Below are 19,180 nucleotides of genomic sequence, written 5' to 3'. Positions count from 1 at the left end.
TCATACCACCTTATTTATTTTTAAAATATTACTTTTCGCTTGATACCTTTACAGGTGCTGAAATTGGGTAAAACCCATTGAAACATCCTAAACAGAACCCTTGTTTCTTTCCTAAGCAATCTAGTAAACCTTCAATGCTTAAGTACCCTAGACTATCTGCTCCTATCTCTTTAGCTATTTCGTTAACATCTAAGTTAGCTCCTATAAGTTCATCTCTATAAGCTGTATCTATTCCAAAATAACATGGATATTTAACTACTGGTGAACTTGATCTAAAATGAACTTCTTTAGCCCCTGCTTGTCTTAATAAAGTTACTAGTCTTTTACTTGTTGTTCCTCTAACTATAGAGTCATCAATTAATATAATTCTCTTTCCTTCGATTATATCTCTTAAAGCTGTTAACTTTAGTGAAACTGCTCTTTCTCTAAGTTCTTGAGTTGGTGCTATAAATGTTCTAGCAACATATTTATTTTTCATAAGTCCTATTTCAAATGGAATACCTGAAGCCTTAGAATAACCTACTGCTGAAGATAAACCTGAATCTGGAACTCCAACAACTAAGTCAGCTTCCACAGGACACTCTTCAAATAATTTCTTTCCTGCTTCTATTCTTGAGCTATTTACATTTATTCCATCCATAGTAGTATCTGGTCTTGCAAAGTAAACATATTCAAAGGAACACGTTGCTCTTTCACTTTTCTCTGCAAAGCTTAAAGACTCTACTCCATTGTCATTTATAATTAGGATTTCTCCTGGTTCTACATCACGAACAAACTCTGCTCCTGTTGCATCTAAAGCACAACTTTCTGATGCTACAACATAACTGTTTTTTATCTTTCCAAGACATAATGGTCTGATTCCATGAGGATCTCTTATTGCTATAAGCTCATTCTCTGTTAATATAACCATTCCATAAGAACCCTTCATAGCTTGAATTGTATCAACTACGGCTCTTCTCATTCCTTTAGCTGCACTTCTAGCTATAAGATTTAAAACAACCTCTGAATCTATTGTAGTATGGAATATACATCCAGTATCTTCTAAGATTTCTTTCATAACATCTGCATTAACTATATTTCCATTATGCGCTATTGAAAGGCCTCCTAGCTTACATGCTCCTACAAGTGGTTGTGAATTAACAGCTGTACTTTCTCCAGCTGTAGAATATCTAACATGTCCTATTGCTGCTTTTCCTTTTAAAGTTTCTAGAACCTTTTTACCGAAAATATCTGTTACTAAACCCATATCTTTATGGCATTTTAATCCTTCTTCTGTAGATACAGTTATTCCAGCACTTTCTTGTCCCCTATGTTGAAGTGCAAACAATCCGTAATATGATAATGCTCCAACGTCTAAATTATCTTCTTTACTTGAATACACTCCGTAAACTCCACATTCATCATGGAACTTATCCGGATCAAAAGTCTCATATCTGTTTTTTAAGCAAGGCTTTTTACAATTCAACATTAAATCTAACCCCCAGTTAGTAGTACTTTGTTAATCTATCTCAACATTAATTATTTTCAAATTTAATTTCACAAGATAATTCTATTATTATTTTTGCAACGTATTTTATCTTTATAATGAAAATATTTTGACTTTTCACCTTATAAAATACTTTCAAACTTTTATTGCAACTTTTCTTTCTCTTTTAATTTATAATGTAAGATTCCCTTCTTAATTATATTCCTCATTTGTGCCAATTTCCACTTATTATTACATATAACCTGTAACTATACCAATCTATACTCATCTCTTAAATCTCTTAATTTATCTTTTCAAATTCCAATTTATAATATATAGTCTTCTTTTATCTACCAATATATTTGCCCTGAAGAAGTGAAATTTAAGATTAAGTAAAGTAGTAATAATTTCTTCTCTTACTACTACTTTACCCTTGTGCCTTTTGTTGACCTTAAAATCAACAAACTTTATAAGTTAATAACCCTAAATGCTTTATAATGTTTTTGACCTAATAAACATTCAACTTTTATATAAACACTTAAACTTTAAATAATTACTTTTGAAGTCTATTTAATATTTCAGTGTACCCTTCAACTAAATCCCCAAGTTCTCTTCTGAATCTGTCTTTATCAAGTTTTTCTCCAGTTGTCATATCCCATAATCTGCATGTATCAGGAGAAATCTCATCAGCTAATATAACTTCTCCGCTTGGTGTTCTACCAAATTCTAATTTGAAATCTATTATTCTGATATTTTGTTTTAAGAAGAACTCTTTTAATATTTCGTTTATCTTGCTAGCTTGTTCATATATTCCGTTTAACTCTTCAAAAGTAGTTAATCCCATAGCTACTGCATGATAATCGTTCATTAAAGGATCTCCTAAATCATCATTTTTGTAACTGATTTCTAAAACTGTTGTTTTTAATTCAGTTCCTTCTTCTAAACCATATCTTTTAGCCATGCTACCTGCTGCAACGTTTCTAACTATAACTTCTAGAGGAACTATTTCAACCTTTTTACAGATTTGCTCTCTATCACTTATTTTTCTTACAAAGTGAGATTTAATACCCTTCTCAGCAAGCATTTCAAATATCATTGAAGTAATAGTGTTATTTAAAATTCCTTTTGATGCTATTGAAGCTTTTTTAGCTCCGTTAAATGCTGTTGCATCATCTTTGTAGTATAGTAATACTTCATCTTCATTTTCAGTAGCGAATATTTTTTTAGCTTTTCCTTCATACATTGGTTTTAAATTTTCCATTATAGCTCAACCCCCATATCACTTTCTTTAATAAAGTTTTCTTTCATATTCTTTCTGTAAGCAAGTAAATTCTCTCTTACTTCTGGATATTTGACAGCCAAAATTTGTGCTGCAAGCATTCCTGCATTATAACTGTTGTTTATACCAACTGTTGCAACTGGGATTGCTTTCGGCATTTGAACTATTGATAATAATGAATCCATTCCTTCTAATGCTCCCTTAATTGGAACACCTATTACTGGTAATACTGTTTGTGAAGCGATAACTCCTGGTAAGTGAGCTGCAAGTCCTGCTCCTGCAATGATGCACTCAAATCCAGTGTTTTCTAATTCAACAATAACCTCTGATAATCTTTCTGGTACTCTGTGTGCTGAAAGTACATAAGCCTTATATTCTATCCCCAATTCTTTTAAAGCTTTTGCAGCATTCTTCATTACTTCTGTATCAGATTTACTTCCAAATATGATTGCTACCTTCATGAAAATTTCCTCCCCATAAAAATATAGTTATATATGTTTTTGTATTGATTTCTTTAATTTACATTTTCATCTTAACACTGGTTTTTTTATAAGTCAATATATTTTCGATATTTTTTATTTTAATGTTCGTATTTTTTATTTACTTAACATTTTATTCATAGAGTTTAACAGTAAACTTTTATATTTTAAGGCTTTTAACTCATATTTAGCTTTTAAAAACACGAACATTTCTTTTTTGAATAATTATACAAACTTTTGACTAGATTTTACTGTTTTTGTACGTGTATATACGTTTTTTTCGATATTTTATATAAATTAACTATAATTAAACTTAAATATTGAATTGCAATTTGAAATTTTAAAAAGAAGACCATGCAATGTTTAAAGTTTACACTTTACATATGCATGGCCTTTCTACATAGAAATTAATTGTAAGAAGTCTTTTATACTTTTATATTAAATTAAAAGTTTTCACCTTCAATTAATTAAAAGTCATATTTGTTATTTCACAACAAAACTAATTAGCTTCATTGTGATTTTTATATTTAATTAGGTGCTTAAAAGCAACATATACATAAATAAGCAAAGCTACTTAAAGCTTACATACCTACTTAAAGTATTTAACTCCTGATAAGAATATCTTTTGCTCATGCTCCCCAATTACATTTTTAAACAATCCATTATTCACTCTTTCTGAGTGACCCATTTTACCTAAAACTCTTCCATCTGGACTAGTTATACCTTCTATTGCACAAATAGATCCATTTGGATTGAATTTAACATCTAAAGTAGGGTTTCCTTGTAGGTCTACATATTGAGTTGCAACTTGACCATTTTTAAATAATTGTTCAGCAATCTCTTTCTCAGCGTAGAATCTTCCTTCTCCATGTGATACTGGAATTGTGTGGATTTCTCCTTCTTTACATTCTGAGAACCATGGTGAATTATTATTTACAACCTTAGTATTTACCATACAAGATATATGTCTTCCTATTTTATTGTTAGTTAATGTAGGCGAAGTTTCATCTAAGTCTCTTATTTCTCCATAAGGTACTAAGCCTAATTTAATTAAAGCTTGGAATCCATTACAAACACCTAACATTAATCCATCTCTATTCTTAAGTAGATTCATAACAGCCTCTTTAATTCTTTCATTTCTAAAGGCAGTAGCTATAAATTTACCTGATCCATCTGGCTCATCTCCAGCACTAAATCCACCTGGAATCATGATCATTTGTGAATCATCAATAGCTTTAACCATAGCTTCTATAGATTCTTCTATAGCCTTAGCACTTAAGTTTCTAAATACTAAAGTTTGAGCCTCTGCCCCTGCTGCTTCAAAAGCAAGTTTAGAATCGTACTCACAGTTTGTTCCTGGGAATACTGGTATTAATACCTTAGGTTTTGCTATTTTTATAACTGGTGATTTAGTCATAGCAACTTCATTTTCTATTTCAAATTTAGGTACTATAATTCCACTTTCTTCTTTATTTTTATATTCTGTTTGGAATATGCTTTCTAATGGTGCCTTAAATACTTTAACCATTTCTTCTAAAGCTATAATTTCTCCATTTACCTTTATAACTTCTTCTTTAATAGTTTCTCCAAGCACTCTTACATTGATTCCTTGGAACTCTTCTTCTATATTAACATTTTCTTTTAATTCTAAAATCATATTTCCATAGTTAGGAGCCATTAAGTCAGCTTCTGTAATATTTTCAAAGTTAAATCCTATGAAGTTTCCTACAGCCATCTTAGATATAGCTTCTACTATACCACCCTTATTAATGCTGTGTACTGCTAAGACTTTTCCAGCTTTAATAAGCTCATGAACCTTTTCAAATATAGATCTAACTTCTTCAAAATTAACTACTTCTCTTGCATCTCTGCTTCCTCTTAATTCAACAACCTTACTTCCCACAGCCTTGAATTCTGGTGAAGTAACATTATCAACATGAACTGGTGATACTGCAAAAGAAATTAATGTTGGTGGAACTGTTAAGTCCTTGAAAGTACCTGACATACTATCCTTACCACCTATTGCAGCTGTTCCAAATTCCTTTTGAGCTGTTAATGAACCTAATAATGCAGCTAAAGGTTTACCCCATTTCTCACTATCTTTACCAAGCTTCTCAAAGTATTCTTGGAAACTTAGTCTAGCTTCTTTGTAATCTCCGCCTGTAGCTACTATTTTAGCTAAAGACTCAACTACAGCATAAATAGCTCCATGGTATGGACTCCAAGAACTTATATATGGATTAAATCCATAAGACATTAAAGTACCTGTAGTTGTTTCACCATGTAATACTGGAAGTTTTGCAGCCATAGCTTCAATTGGTGTTAATTGATTCTTACCACCAAAAGGCATAAGTATAGTTCCTCTTCCAACAGAACTATCAAACATTTCAACTAATCCCTTTTGAGAACATACATTTAAATCACTTAAAGTATTTAAGAATACATCTTTTACATTTTTTCCGCAAGCTAAAGTATTATTGAAGAAAGACTCAGCCTTTGGTGAAGTTATTTTTACATCTATATATTGAGTAGCTCCATTAGTATCTAAGAAATCTCTACTTAAATCTACTATTGTTGCTCCTCTCCAACTCATTTTCATTCTTCTATCAGAAGTAACTTCAGCTACAACTACAGCTTCTAAGTTTTCTTCATCAGCAAACTTTATAAATTTCTCTACATTTTCTTTATCTAAAACAACAGCCATTCTTTCTTGTGATTCAGATATAGATATTTCTGTTCCATCTAAACCTTCATATTTCTTAGGAACTAAATCTAAATTAATAGAAAGTCCATCAGCAAGTTCTCCTATAGCAACAGATACTCCACCTGCACCGAAGTCATTACATCTTTTTATTAATCTAGTAACTTCTCCATTTCTGAATAATCTTTGAATCTTTCTTTCTGTTGGAGCATTACCCTTTTGTACCTCAGCACCACAAGATGTTAATGAAGCTTCTGTGTGCTCCTTAGATGAACCTGATGCACCACCGCATCCGTCTCTACCTGTTCTTCCACCAAGAAGTACAATCATATCTCCTTCTTCTGGTGATTTTCTTATAACATTTTCAAAAGGTGCAGCAGCTATAACAGCTCCTACTTCCATTCTCTTAGCAACATAACCTTCATGATATACTTCTGTTATTTGACCAGCAGCTAAACCTATTTGGTTACCATAACTACTGTATCCTCTAGCAGCTTCTTTAGTTATCTTTCTTTGAGCAAGTTTTCCCTTTAAGGTGTTTTCTAAAGCTGTTCTTGGATCACCACTTCCAGTTACTCTCATAGCTTGGTAAACATAAGATCTTCCTGATAATGGATCTCTAATAGCTCCTCCTAAACAAGTTGAAGCTCCTCCAAAAGGCTCTATTTCAGTTGGGTGGTTGTGCGTTTCATTTTTAAACATTACAAGCCACTTTTCATTTTTTCCATTAACTTCAGCTTCAACAACTATACTACAAGCATTTATTTCCTCTGATTGATCTAAGTTGTCTAACTTTCCTTCTTTTTTAAGCTTTTTCATTCCCATAACAGCTATGTCCATTAAACATAAATTCTTATGCTTATTTACATAAATTTCTTTTCTGTCATTTAAGTAATCTTCGTAGCTTTCTGCTATAGCCTTAGTTAATTCTCCATCTTCAAAATCTACTTTACTTATAACAGTATTAAATGTTGTATGTCTACAGTGGTCAGACCAATAAGTATCAATTACCTTTAGTTCTGTTTCACTTGGATTTCTATTTTCTTTTTCTTTAAAATAGTTTTGGCAAAGTTTTATATCCTCTAAACTCATTGCAAACCCTTGAGATTTTAAAAACTCTTGTAACTCTAATTCTGTAAAATCTATAAATCCTTCTATGAATTTTATATTTTCAGGTGTCACATTTTCATCTTGCATTGTTGTTAATTCTTCCATAGTAGCTTCTCTTGAATCTACACTGTTAATAAAGTAAGCTTTTATCTTAGCTAGCTCTTCTTCAGTAACATTACCTTTTAAAACAACAACTTTACTGTTTTTTACCTCAATACCTTCTTTTTGAGTTAAGATTTGAATACATTGAGATGCTGAATCCGCTCTTTGATCATATTGTCCTGGTAAAAACTCTACTGCAAAACACACCTCGTCTTTATCCATTAAAAGCTCTTCATATACCTTATCTACTACCTTTTCAGATAATATGTTTGTCTTAACTAACTCATATTCCTTATCGTCGATACCACATATGTCATATCTGTTTATTATTCTTATACCGCTTATAGATTTAACACCTAAGTTATTGTTTAAGTCAAAGTGCAGGCTTTCCCCTTCTATATTAAAGTTCGCCTTTTTTTCTACGTAGACCCTGAAAATTTTATTATCCATGGTTATCCCCCTTGTATTCTAAAAAATATTGCGAATGTTTTTTAACTGTAATTTTAAATCGTTCGATATTTTTATTATAGATGAATTTTCTAATAATTTCAAAGGGTATTTCTACTTTTTTCAAAAAAGTTTTCAAAAGCAAAATAAAAAGCTGTGCTAAAGTGAAATTAATCACCATAACACAGCTTACTTAAATATTCCCTTTATTACAATTACCCCTTTAAATATAGCTTTTAAAATTTCATATCTTTCTTTTAAATTTGCTACATTTAAACAACCCTTATTGAGAACTTAAAAACTTATATTTTCAAGGTTACTTTTTAACCTTTTCTTTTTCACCTATTTTATTTTTCTTACCTTCATAATCTACAAGCAGCTTACCTGCTACTCCACCTAAAGCTAGTAATGCAACTAAGTTTGGTAGAACCATAAGACCATTAAATGTATCTGCTAAGTCCCATACTAAATCAACCTTTGCAACACATCCTAAAACTATGAATACCATAACTAAGATTCTATATGGAGTTAAAGCTTTTTTACCAAATAAGAATTTAATATTTGCTTCACCGAAGAAATACCAACCTATTATTGTTGAGAATGCAAAGAATAACAATGCTATTGCTATGAATGTTACTCCGAAATTACCCATTCCCATTTCAAATGCCTTTTGAGTTAAACTGATACCAGTTAAAGTCTTACCTGCTGCATCTGTTGCCCCTAAAGCTCCACTTGTTATAATAACTAATGCAGTTAATGTTAATATTACAAAAGTATCAATGAATACACCCATCATAGCAACTAAACCTTGCTCTGCAGGATGATTAACCTTTGCTACAGCATGAGCATGTGGTGTTGAACCCATACCAGCTTCGTTTGAGAATAATCCTCTTGCTACCCCATATCTCATTGCTTTTTTAATACCTACACCTAAAGCTCCACCTACAACAGCCTTGCTACTAAATGCACCTACAAAAATATATTTAAATGCTGGAATAATTTCTGCGTAATTCATCGCTATTATAACTACTGATCCAATTATATAGAAAAGTGCCATAATTGGAACTATTTTTTCTGTGAAAGATGCTATACGAGATACTCCTCCAATAAAGATTACCCCTGCTAATATAGCAACTACTATACCTACTATTACAGGTTTAATATTAAATGCTGTGCTGAATGCATCACCAATTGAGTTTGCTTGTACCATATTTCCTATGAATCCAAGAGCTAATATAATTGTTATTGAGAATATTACTGCTAACCATTTGCATCCTAAACCATTCTTAATATAGTAAGCTGGTCCACCTGTAACTTCCCCATCTACAGTCTCTTTATATTTTTGAGCCAAACTTGCCTCAGCAAAGATTGTACCCATTCCGAAGAAAGCACTAAGCCACATCCAGAATATTGCACCAGGTCCACCTGCAACTATTGCTGTAGCAGCACCTGCTAAGTTACCAGTACCAACTTGAGCTGCTATAGATGTTGCTAGAGCTTGGAAAGATGACATCCCCTCTTTTCCTGCCTTCTTACCAAACTTAATTCCACCAAAGGTCATTTTAAAACTTTGTCCAAATTTTCTTACTTGAACAAATTTAAATTTGATAGTGAAATATATCCCTGTTCCACATAATAAGAATATTAAAATATAATCCCATAAATATTTGTTAATAGTCGTTACTATATTGGTTAACATCTCCATACACATACCCCTCCTAATTATGTTAAATGAATTAAGTATTATTTCTATTCAAAAATATGATATTTTTTAATTCATATTTCTAAATATTCTGTGTTTTGATTTTAGTATTTTGTATTAATATGCACATATCTTTCTTATAATTTATCATTTTGTAATAACTTTGTCAACTTTTGTTAACTTATTTTTTAACATTTATTCATTTCTTATAATGATTTTTTTAACATTTTATACATGTATTGTTTGTTTATTAATAAATAATACGCATTTCTCTTAAGAATTATTAATATTTTCATGAATTGGATTGTTATTTTTTTAACTATATAGTTATTCTAAAAGTGAATAGTTATTACTTTTATACTTTATATAATACTTTCATTGAAAGAATTTTGCAACTTCGAATTACTACAAATAACTTCAAAGAGATAATATTAATTAACTTTTCTTTAATTTTCTAGTTATCTCCTTTATTTAACTATACAAATATACTTCAAGTATAGTATTATGTTTATGAATATGCTTATTACTATGTTTTCCAGTTATCTTTTAATATATAAGACTATAGTTATATACACAGCTTTAAATCCCTTAATAAAATCTAAAGTAAAATAATGTAGTTTTAATATTACAAGATATATATTCTAATAAAGAATCTTCATTCTTTTTGGATATTAAATTAATTATGGAATAAATTCAATAATTAATTTAATGTGGAGTATTAAGTAGAACTTATATATTTTCAAGTTTTATTTTTTATAGGTAATTCAACTTTGTACTTACATAGTAACTTCATTGACCTTAAGAAATATTCATAAAATAGTAGCTTTTGGGAAACATATTTTTGATTAAGTTTTTCTTAAAAAGGAAATTATTAATTATTTTTATCACTTAATAATTGATAATTTATTTCTATCTTTTATGTCTAATTTTTTTGAAACCTACATATATGAAGCTTTGCTGCATTGTTAAATAGTATATTTATTTAATTTTATGCACTTTTATCTAATTTAATGACTATTAATTTTGTAGGATATTTTAACGATTTATTTTAAGGCCTGATTTCAAGCCTTATCTAAAGATAAATTATAACATTTAAGAAAGGATTGATAATTAATGCTAAAAAGACTATCACTTATAGTTACTGCAGTGATTCTTAGTGTTTCTTTAGTTGCTTGTGGATCAGACAAAAATGCACCTAAAGATGATACTAATAAATCACAAAATCAAAATAATGATAAAACCGCTTCTGGAGAGGAAAAACCTGAACCACTTCCTGTTCCAGATAATTTAGTTCAACTTGAAAAACCTGCAAAGGGTGAAGAAATAGCTGTTCTTCATACTAGTGAAGGAGATATTAAGATAAGATTATTTCCTGATATAGCTCCTAAAACAGTTGAAAACTTCAAGGGATTAATAAACAAAGGTTACTACAATGGTGTTATATTCCATAGAGTTATAAAGGACTTCATGATTCAAGGTGGAGACCCTGAAGGTACAGGAATGGGCGGACAAAGTATTTGGGGTGAACCATTTGATAATGAAATAGACCCTGCAATTCGTCACTTTAAAGGTGCCGTATCTATGGCTAACACTGGCCAGCCAAAAACAAACGGAAGCCAATTCTTCATAGTTGAAAATTCTAAGGTAGATGATTCTATCATAGATCAAATGAAGAAAGTTGATGAAAGCTACCCTGGTAACTTTCCTAAAATAGTTGTAGACAAATATGCTGAAATCGGTGGTACACCTCACTTAGATGGTAAACACTCAGTTTTCGGTCAAGTATTTGAAGGCTTAGACATCGTTGATAAAATAGCTAATACTGAAGTTGGAGATAAAGATAAGCCTGTAAAAGATATAACTATAGATAAAGCTGAATTAGTTAAATACGAAGAGTAATATTTATTTAAACTTAGAAAGAGCTACAACACTTGAGAGGACTTCTCTCTTAGCTGTAGCTCTTTTATTTTATACTTACTTAAATTCACACTATGCACTTGATAAAATGTACTTACTTAAAAATACATAATATCAACTTAAAGTTTTTATAATTACTTTTCTATAAGTTCACTTATGGAGTGTATTATTTTATATTTACTCTCTAAATCCTTTGTATCATACACATCTATTAATATTGGGATCATTCCAAACTCCTCTGCAGCCTGTAGATTAGATTCACTATCATCTACAAATATTGCTTCTTCAGGAGTAATTCCTAATTCTTTCATAGCTATTTTAAATAAAACCTTTTCTGCTTTATAGGAGCCATGCACTGATGACATAACAAAGGTTGAAAAGTATTTTCGTAAATCCTTATTTATAAATACCCTTTCCAAAGATGGCCATGTATCTGAAACCACACCTAATAAATATTTTCCCTTAAGTATCTTTAAAGACTGCTCCACATCCTCAAAGAAGAAAAATTTTTCATCATTATAAACATTATCCCTTGCTAATAAATCAATAATTTCATCACTTATATCAGGATACTTCAGTTCTTTTAATACAATTTCATAAAACTCCTTGAACATCTCATATTCCTCTTCTTCTGTTTTCACCACTAAAATTTTGCTAATGTGATCATAAGCCTTTTGCATTGCTTCATCTAGCTGCTCATCACTATACACAAAACCTTCCTTTTCAATTATCTTAATGAAATTTGGAGTTATAAACCAGTGTCCTGTTCTAGGAACATTTAGCGTTCTACCTGAATCAAACAAAATTGCTTTAACATTCTTCATATAAAATATACCCCCTATATATGCCCAATTTACCAGCTTAATAGCTTTACTTTATGATTTATATAACATTCTCCTTAAATATATAACACTTTTGGATATACAAAAGATTTAAATAATACTAAGTCCGTTCCCTTATAACCTCTTCATAGATTAAATCAACTATTTCATCTAAGCTTAATTCTTTCCAAAGTAATTTTTCTGGAATAATACCTAAGAGGTCTTTTTCCTTCCACCATTTTCTCATTTCTTTTTCTCCGAACTCATGCGCATTTGGCTTTTGCTTGTGTCTATTTAGAGTTTCTTCAAAGGGTATATCAAAGTAATATGCAAAAACTTGATTTTCAAACTCATATGATAACTTTTCAAATAAATCTTTATACCACTCATAGTTTAAAATACCCTCTAAAATTACAATATCACAATTTTCTTTCCCATATAAAGCAAGTTCAAGTAGCAATTTACGCGCTTCTGTCTCTGGACCATCTTTCACAAATAATATTTCTCTTCTAATTACATCCTGTGAAATTAGCATTGTGCCATGTCCAAGCTTTTTTTGCAAGGCTTTACCTGTTGTAGTTTTACCACTTCCAGAGTTACCCCTTAGTATTATTAACTTAGCATCCTTCCCCATAAACCTTATTCCTCTCAATTTTCTAAATTATCATTTACGCTTATGGACCTCATAAAAATTCTTTAGTTCTGCTTTCTTTTCCTGTGATAAATTTGTCTTTTTAATACCTTCTATTGCACCTTGCAATGCTAACAATCTATGAATACATGCTGAAGCATCAATTTCTTGTATCCTTAGCCACGCACTTTCTGCACCAACATTTTTCAATTCCTCATAAGTAAATATTTCTACTTTATTTAGTTGCTTTTCAACCGCTGCGCCAATATTAGGTAGTTTTGATAGTTCTCCCATGATACTCTCCCCTTCTAAATTTTAACCTGCAAACTTTACTTTGATTAAATTAAATTTTTATATCATGTGTTTTCATATAAATCTTTGATGTGAAGCTTACTTTAAATTATCTACTATAAGCTTTGCTTCATCTTCAAAGCTATTATAATCATATTGACTTTTGATTTGCTCTATACTATTTGTATTTTCTTCTTCTTGTTTATATATTTCATCTTTCATAATATCATAAATTAATTCATTTAATACTGCAAACTTTATAAATAAAACCTTAAATATCTTATTTCTATAACGCTTTACAGAATTCCACTTCACTTTCTTAAATTTATATAATAAAAAATTATTTATAACCTATTCTATAAAAATCTATATATTGATATTTGCAATTTGTACTTTCTAAAATCATTCAACAATATATGTTTTTAAGGTTTGTTTAAGGTTGAATTCTTATAATTAATACATAGACACAATACAAGGAGGATATTTCATGGCTATTAAATCTTTTAAACGTTATGAGAAAAAATTTATATTAAGCAAGGAGCAGTATAATATCTTGTTGCCTATTTTATTAAATTATATGAACTTTGATAGTCACTGCAATTTAGATAATGATTACAATATTTATAATATATATTACGATACTAAAAATAATGATGTAATTAGACACTCACTATCTAAACCTTATTATAAAGAAAAGCTTAGGTTAAGAAGCTATAAATCTCCTGCAAAACATAATGATAAAGTATTTCTAGAACTAAAAAAGAAAATTAATGGTGTTGTAAATAAAAGAAGAGTTATCTTAACTCTTGAAGAAACCTATAAATTTTTAGAGTCAGAAGAACGACCTTCTAATACTGATTATGTAAACAATCAAGTACTTAATGAAATAAGTTATTATTTAAAACAAAATGAAGTTTATCCAAGGGTTTACATTAGCTATAGTAGAAAAGCCTTTTTCGCTAAGAATGATAAAAACTTCCGAATGACCTTTGATACAAATATTATAGCAAGACGTGATTGCCTTTCATTACAAGAAGGAGCCTTTGGATATCCAATTCTCAAAGAAGGTTTTTACTTAATGGAAGTTAAAATATTAGGTGCCATCCCCTTGTGGTTTACCAATATTCTTTCAGAACTAGCTATATACAGTACTCATTATTCTAAATATGGAAATGAATTTATGAGTTATTGTTTAAATAAAAAAGATTTTCATCATAAAAGGAGAGATAAAGTATGTTAGAAACCATAATATCATCTACCAGTGGTGAATCATTTACCTTGGTAAACACCTTAATCATTATTTTTTCATCTACCCTTCTTGGCCTAGTAATTAGCTTTGCATATATAATTACTCATAAAAAGGAAGGCTATACTCCTAGCTTTACTATAACTTTAATAATGTTACCAATAATTATATCTATTATAATTTTATTAGTTGGAAATAATATCGCAAGAGCATTTAGCTTGGCTGGTGCATTTTCTTTGGTACGTTTTAGAAGTGCTCCTGGCGATCCAAAGGATATTGCTTATGTATTTTTCACCTTAGCTGTTGGACTTACATGTGGTATGGGATACATAGGTTACGCTGTTATCGTCACATTCATTCTATGTGCCTTACTTGTAATATTAGATAAAAGTAAATATGCAATGCCTAAACATAAAACTGCTAAGTTAAAAATTATAATACCAGAGGACTTAAACTTTAATGGTGCCTTTGATCAGGTGCTTAATAAGTACACAACTTCTTGGCATATAGATTCTATAAAAACTAAGGACTTTGGTGCTTTGTTTGAGTTACAATATATTATAAATATAAAGTCTGATATGAATCAGAAAAATCTTATTGATGAACTAAGATGTATAAATGGAAATCTACAAATATCACTTATGCTTTCTGGCTTTGAAGAAAGGGTTTATGCTTAACAAAGGCTGCTTTAAACAGCCTTTTTTCTCATACAAAATTCTATGTTACAATTTAGGTGAATAGGGTAAATTTAAAAAGAGGTGATTTTATGAAGCTTCTACTAGTAGAAGATGAAAAACAACTTTCTGAGGCTTTATCAGAAATTCTTATAAAAAATAAATTTTCCGTTGATGCAGTTTATGACGGGGAAGATGGACTTGATTATGCTTTAACAGATATTTATGATGTAATAATTTTAGACATTATGCTTCCAAAATTAACCGGTTTAGAAGTGTTGCGTAAATTAAGAAAAGAAGTTATATCCACTCCAGTTATATTACTTACTGCTAAAAGTCAAATTGAAGATAGAGTAACTGGTTTAGATGCTGGTGCAGATGACTATTTAGTAAAACCCTTTGCTCCTGAAGAGTTGTTAGCTCGCCTACGTGCCCTTACAAGAAGAAAAGGTGAAGTAATTAATGAAAATATACTACATTTTGGTGATGTAAATTTAAACATACAATCCTATGATTTAGAAACCGCTACTGATTCCATAAGATTAACTTCTAAGGAATTTGAAATACTTAGATATTTTATGCAAAGACCTAAAAATGTTGTCAATAAAGATGATTTAATAGCTAAGGTTTGGGGCTATGACTCTGATGTAGAACACAATAATATAGAAGTTTATATTTCCTTTTTAAGAAAAAAATTATCTCATATAGGTTCAAAAATAACTATATCTACTATAAGAGGTGTTGGGTATAGACTGGAGGAATAATTATGTTTAGAAAATTAAAAAGGAATTTAATAATAATTAATATGTGCTTACTAACCACTGTTTTCATTGCAATATTAAGTCTTATTTATTTTAATACAGCCGCTAATATGAATAATAAAATTAAAATGGATTTAAATTCTATTATAATGGATTCAAAACCTAATACAGGAAAATCTATGCCAAAGGATACTTTATCAGTTATTGTTGATTCTAATAATAAAATAATTAATAGTAACTCGCACATGTTTATTAATGCTTCTGATATTCCTAACTTAGTTGATATGGCTCTATCTACTAATGGGAATTCTAATAAAATACAGTTTTTAGATAATACTTATATGTTCTTAAAAAAGTCTATGCCTATAGGTACAAAAATAGCTTTTTTTGATATTAGCAAAGAAAAGGAAGTACTTATAAATATTCTAAAAGAGTTTTTACTTATGGGATCTTTTGTTTTAATTATTCTCTTTGGAGTAAGTATATTTTTAACTAGTAAGACCATCAAGCCTATAAAGGAGAGCTTTGAAAAGCAAAAACAATTTATTGCTGATGCTTCTCATGAGCTTAAAACACCTTTAGCTATAATAAAAACTAATTCCTCTGTATTACTCGAAAACTCTGATGATACTATTAGAAATCAAATTAAATGGCTTAATTACATAGATTCTCAAACTAATAGAATGTCACTCTTAATTAATGAGATGCTATCATTAACTAAGTTAGATACCGAAGAGCAAGGGGCTAATTTTTCACAGATAGATTTAAGCAAACTAATAGAAAATACTCTTTTATCCTTTGAGGCAGTTCTTTTTGAAAATGATATTAAGTTAGAATCTACTATTATAAAAAATATAATTATAAGTGCTGAACTTGAAGATATAAAGAAGTTATTTAATATTCTTTTGGATAATGCAATTAAATATACAACTAAAAATGGAAAAATAAACATAAATCTTTATGAAGAAAATAATAAAGTTAAATTATCCATTAGAAATACTGGGCAAGGTATTGAAAAGAAAAATTTAGAAAAGATTTTCGAAAGATTTTATAGAGTTGATATCTCTAGAGCTAGATATACTGGTGGCTATGGCCTAGGACTTTCTATTGCTAAATCAATAGTTCAAAAACATCATGGCAAAATTTATGCTGAAAGTATTGTAAATGAAAGTGCCACCTTTATGGTTGAACTGCCACTTAAATAGATTGAGTTGCATTCATTTAAATTTACACATAATATGTTATTTGTTTTCTACTTTTAAATTTTAAAAGTAAAAGTATTACTATAATATATTCCACTAAACAATCTTAATCATATTTAGATTGAACTCTGATTACAGAATAAAGATATATATTGATTACAATATATATCTTTATTTATTATACATTACATGGATTCAAATTTATTTTATTCTCTAGGTTTAATTTCATTTACCATATCTTCCTTTGGCTTTTCTCCATCTACTGGCATCTGAGGTTTTGCTCCCGACATAGGTGGTCTACCTTCTGGCATTTGGCCTTCCCCTGGTTTATTATTAAATTTTCCTACATTTACCCCCTCCTCAGATATCGTTGTTACATTGCTTGAAACCGTAAAGCTTAGTTTTTCTGTACCTCCTGAATACTTTCCATTAGAATAAACTCCATCCTTTAAAGCTCCTGTTGACGTTCCTCCAAGATAAACTTTGTAACTTTCTCCCATTTTAATTTCCGGAGAACATATAACTACTGATTGATATGTCTTACTTGGCGCAAAAGTTAGAAGCTCTGCTCCATTCTCATTTTCAATGTGAATTAAAGTATTGGCTGCTTGCTGCTTCAGCATTATATTAACAGAGTTTTGAGTAGAGGATGTACTTGGACTTTGTGCCATTCCTAAACTTCCTGCTGCTACTAAAATCCCGCCCTTCATATCAAAGCTTCCATCATAATCTAAAGCCCCATTACCATTATCCTCTGGTCCATTTACAATAACAGTTCCATTACTCATAGAAATTGAACCATTTGCATCAATGCCATCACCATTCGCATTCACATAAACATAACCACCATTAATATTAATAGCTCCTTTTCCTGCTCCTTGAAATTTATTTTGCCCTGGTCTACCATTCATAGCAGAACCATCATTGCCTCCTGATGCATTTATACCATCATCACTAGCTACTATACATATATTCCCATTATTTATATTTATTGTTTCACTCTCTAATCCCTCATAAGACTTAAAAATATTTATGTTTCCATCATTAATATCTAAAGTTGAATCAGCATGTATTCCATCATCACCTGAAGAAATATTAATATTTCCTCCATTAACCTCTATAGTTCCATTAGAATGGATTCCATCATCAGCAGAATTAATTTCAAATTCTCCATTATTAATTGTGATTTTAGTAATAGCTTTTATTCCTTTAGAACTTTGTGTAGCTATATCCTTTGAAGATGTATTTATATTAAACTTTCCACCATCGATTGTTATATATCCTCTTTCGGCATCCTCATCATTATTAGACTCCATCGCATCTCCACCAGAGTTTATGTTAAATACACCTTCAGTTACTACTATTGAATCCCTTCCCCTTATTGCGTCATTAATTGCTGTAACCGTAATATTTCCATTTTTAATTTCTAAATCATCTTTGCTTGCTATTCCATTATTATAATTTGCGTCAACAATTAAAGAACCCGTACCCTTTATCTTCAAGTCACATTTGCTAAAGATTGCTGCATCAGGTTCATTTTTTTCTGTATCCTCTAGAACATAGTTAGCTCCATCAGTTACTTTACTTTCTGTGCCTTCTAATAATTTAATACTTGCATTCTTTGCATTTTTAATATAAATAGGTGAACTATTAGAGCAACTTACCTCAGCTCCATTTAATATAATGTCAACATTATCTTCATCTCCTGCTTCTACAATTATCTGTCCCTCTTCTAATTTTCCACTTATTTCATAAGTACCTGATGATGTAATTTTAACTTTATTATTTTCTGCTACTGCACCATCACCATTTATAATTATTTCATCACCTAATTGAATCGTGGTATCCACTTCATTAGCTTCATTGTTTTCGCTTATTGCTGAAGTATTATCTATATTTTTTGTGTTTTCATTTTTTGTGCAACCTACAACACTAGTACATATAGAAATTGCAAATAGCATCATTATAAGTTTCTTTTTCATGATTTTTCCTCCTTGTATAAAGATACTCTTTTTTATATATGGAGAATAACATTCCTACCTTAAAGTAATCTTAAATAAATTTAGTTTTTATAAGGTAATCATTATAAGAGCTATCTTCCACTACAACATATTTCCCATCATGAATTGAGATTTTTCCTATTTATAAAGATGAATAAAAATTTTTTAATTAAATGTATAGGTATTTTTATAGCAATCACAAAAAATCTTATATATTTTTTTATTTAATGATATAATATTTTACATATTGGAGGTGTTTTCTTATGAAAGTATATACTTATACATTCAGCTGTAAATCAGCTTGCTCCTTTCAGAGATTACTAAAAGCAGCTATGCTTTGTTTGGAGCCTAA

Annotated in this window: 15 protein-coding genes; 5 read left to right on the top strand and 10 right to left on the bottom strand. The window is 29.9% G+C overall.

What is annotated here, in order from left to right; all coding sequences use genetic code 11:
- Positions 1 to 28: 28 nt before the first annotated feature.
- The 5 genes from purF to BUA48_RS00565 all read right to left on the bottom strand — a co-directional run bounded on the left by purF (position 29) and on the right by BUA48_RS00565 (position 9,288).
- Entirely contained in the window at positions 29 to 1,468 is a 1,440-nt protein-coding gene (gene purF / locus BUA48_RS00585) for an amidophosphoribosyltransferase (RefSeq protein WP_072828983.1), read from the bottom strand.
- Between the two features lie 550 nt (positions 1,469 to 2,018).
- Positions 2,019 to 2,726: a phosphoribosylaminoimidazolesuccinocarboxamide synthase gene (gene purC, locus BUA48_RS00580; RefSeq protein ID WP_072828979.1), complete on the bottom strand. Its 708-nt coding sequence runs from the start codon at positions 2,724 to 2,726 to the stop codon at positions 2,019 to 2,021.
- On the bottom strand, positions 2,726 to 3,205 hold the full coding sequence (gene purE, locus BUA48_RS00575) for a 5-(carboxyamino)imidazole ribonucleotide mutase (RefSeq protein ID WP_072828977.1): 480 nt from the start codon (positions 3,203 to 3,205) through the stop codon (positions 2,726 to 2,728). Before purE ends, purC begins: the two co-directional genes overlap by 1 nt.
- A 607-nt stretch (positions 3,206 to 3,812) precedes the next feature.
- Positions 3,813 to 7,586, bottom strand: a complete 3,774-nt coding sequence (locus BUA48_RS00570) for a phosphoribosylformylglycinamidine synthase (protein WP_072828974.1) — start codon at positions 7,584 to 7,586, stop codon at positions 3,813 to 3,815.
- Positions 7,587 to 7,899: 313 nt separating this feature from the next.
- Positions 7,900 to 9,288 carry an alanine/glycine:cation symporter family protein gene (locus BUA48_RS00565; protein ID WP_072828972.1) on the bottom strand — a complete coding sequence of 463 codons (1,389 nt, stop codon included), beginning with the start codon at positions 9,286 to 9,288 and terminating at the stop codon, positions 7,900 to 7,902.
- A gap of 1,110 nt (positions 9,289 to 10,398) precedes the next feature.
- On the opposite strand from BUA48_RS00565, the gene BUA48_RS00560 reads away from it, so the two are divergent.
- Entirely contained in the window at positions 10,399 to 11,184 is a 786-nt protein-coding gene (locus BUA48_RS00560) for a peptidylprolyl isomerase (protein WP_084665985.1), read from the top strand.
- A gap of 152 nt (positions 11,185 to 11,336) precedes the next feature.
- Here the strand turns inward: BUA48_RS00560 and BUA48_RS00555 are convergent, their stop codons facing one another.
- The 4 genes from BUA48_RS00555 to BUA48_RS00540 all read right to left on the bottom strand — a co-directional run bounded on the left by BUA48_RS00555 (position 11,337) and on the right by BUA48_RS00540 (position 13,260).
- Positions 11,337 to 12,026 (bottom strand): HAD family hydrolase, encoded by a 690-nt coding sequence (locus BUA48_RS00555; protein ID WP_072828969.1) that lies wholly within the window; start codon positions 12,024 to 12,026, stop codon positions 11,337 to 11,339.
- Between the two features lie 118 nt (positions 12,027 to 12,144).
- Positions 12,145 to 12,657 (bottom strand): kinase, encoded by a 513-nt coding sequence (locus BUA48_RS00550; protein WP_072828966.1) that lies wholly within the window; start codon positions 12,655 to 12,657, stop codon positions 12,145 to 12,147.
- Between the two features lie 30 nt (positions 12,658 to 12,687).
- Entirely contained in the window at positions 12,688 to 12,948 is a 261-nt protein-coding gene (locus tag BUA48_RS00545) for a TfoX/Sxy family protein (protein ID WP_072828963.1), read from the bottom strand.
- Between the two features lie 96 nt (positions 12,949 to 13,044).
- Positions 13,045 to 13,260: a hypothetical protein gene (locus BUA48_RS00540; RefSeq protein ID WP_072828961.1), complete on the bottom strand. Its 216-nt coding sequence runs from the start codon at positions 13,258 to 13,260 to the stop codon at positions 13,045 to 13,047.
- 172 nt (positions 13,261 to 13,432) lie between these two features.
- Between BUA48_RS00540 and BUA48_RS00535 the strand changes: the two genes are divergently transcribed.
- From BUA48_RS00535 to BUA48_RS00520, 4 genes are all read left to right on the top strand, one after another.
- Positions 13,433 to 14,185, top strand: a complete 753-nt coding sequence (locus tag BUA48_RS00535; RefSeq protein WP_072828958.1) for a polyphosphate polymerase domain-containing protein — start codon at positions 13,433 to 13,435, stop codon at positions 14,183 to 14,185.
- Complete coding sequence (locus tag BUA48_RS00530) at positions 14,179 to 14,868, top strand: DUF4956 domain-containing protein (protein ID WP_072828957.1); 690 nt, start codon at positions 14,179 to 14,181, stop codon at positions 14,866 to 14,868. Before BUA48_RS00535 ends, BUA48_RS00530 begins: the two co-directional genes overlap by 7 nt.
- Before the next feature lie 89 nt (positions 14,869 to 14,957).
- Positions 14,958 to 15,629 carry a response regulator transcription factor gene (locus BUA48_RS00525; protein WP_072828954.1) on the top strand — a complete coding sequence of 224 codons (672 nt, stop codon included), beginning with the start codon at positions 14,958 to 14,960 and terminating at the stop codon, positions 15,627 to 15,629.
- Between the two features lie 2 nt (positions 15,630 to 15,631).
- Positions 15,632 to 16,831: a sensor histidine kinase gene (locus BUA48_RS00520; protein WP_072828951.1), complete on the top strand. Its 1,200-nt coding sequence runs from the start codon at positions 15,632 to 15,634 to the stop codon at positions 16,829 to 16,831.
- A gap of 203 nt (positions 16,832 to 17,034) precedes the next feature.
- Here the strand turns inward: BUA48_RS00520 and BUA48_RS00515 are convergent, their stop codons facing one another.
- The gene (locus tag BUA48_RS00515) at positions 17,035 to 18,810 is read right to left on the bottom strand and encodes a carbohydrate-binding domain-containing protein (RefSeq protein ID WP_072828948.1); all 1,776 of its coding nucleotides are present in this window, start codon (positions 18,808 to 18,810) and stop codon (positions 17,035 to 17,037) included.
- Positions 18,811 to 19,180 lie beyond the last annotated feature (370 nt).

This window comes from Clostridium collagenovorans DSM 3089 (assembly GCF_900130005.1).
Classification (GTDB): domain Bacteria; phylum Bacillota; class Clostridia; order Clostridiales; family Clostridiaceae; genus Clostridium_D; species Clostridium_D collagenovorans.
This window is presented reverse-complemented; position numbering and strand designations above follow the sequence as displayed.

Coding starts and splice junctions, on each gene's coding strand:
- BUA48_RS00565 (WP_072828972.1), bottom strand. CDS start 9,288: ATGGAGATGTTAACCAATATAGTAACGACTATTAACAAATATTTATGG.
- purF (WP_072828983.1), bottom strand. CDS start 1,468: ATGTTGAATTGTAAAAAGCCTTGCTTAAAAAACAGATATGAGACTTTT.
- purC (WP_072828979.1), bottom strand. CDS start 2,726: ATGGAAAATTTAAAACCAATGTATGAAGGAAAAGCTAAAAAAATATTC.
- BUA48_RS00520 (WP_072828951.1), top strand. CDS start 15,632: ATGTTTAGAAAATTAAAAAGGAATTTAATAATAATTAATATGTGCTTA.
- BUA48_RS00550 (WP_072828966.1), bottom strand. CDS start 12,657: ATGGGGAAGGATGCTAAGTTAATAATACTAAGGGGTAACTCTGGAAGT.
- purE (WP_072828977.1), bottom strand. CDS start 3,205: ATGAAGGTAGCAATCATATTTGGAAGTAAATCTGATACAGAAGTAATG.
- BUA48_RS00555 (WP_072828969.1), bottom strand. CDS start 12,026: ATGAAGAATGTTAAAGCAATTTTGTTTGATTCAGGTAGAACGCTAAAT.
- BUA48_RS00560 (WP_084665985.1), top strand. CDS start 10,399: ATGCTAAAAAGACTATCACTTATAGTTACTGCAGTGATTCTTAGTGTT.
- BUA48_RS00570 (WP_072828974.1), bottom strand. CDS start 7,586: ATGGATAATAAAATTTTCAGGGTCTACGTAGAAAAAAAGGCGAACTTT.
- BUA48_RS00515 (WP_072828948.1), bottom strand. CDS start 18,810: ATGAAAAAGAAACTTATAATGATGCTATTTGCAATTTCTATATGTACT.
- BUA48_RS00535 (WP_072828958.1), top strand. CDS start 13,433: ATGGCTATTAAATCTTTTAAACGTTATGAGAAAAAATTTATATTAAGC.
- BUA48_RS00530 (WP_072828957.1), top strand. CDS start 14,179: ATGTTAGAAACCATAATATCATCTACCAGTGGTGAATCATTTACCTTG.
- BUA48_RS00545 (WP_072828963.1), bottom strand. CDS start 12,948: ATGGGAGAACTATCAAAACTACCTAATATTGGCGCAGCGGTTGAAAAG.
- BUA48_RS00525 (WP_072828954.1), top strand. CDS start 14,958: ATGAAGCTTCTACTAGTAGAAGATGAAAAACAACTTTCTGAGGCTTTA.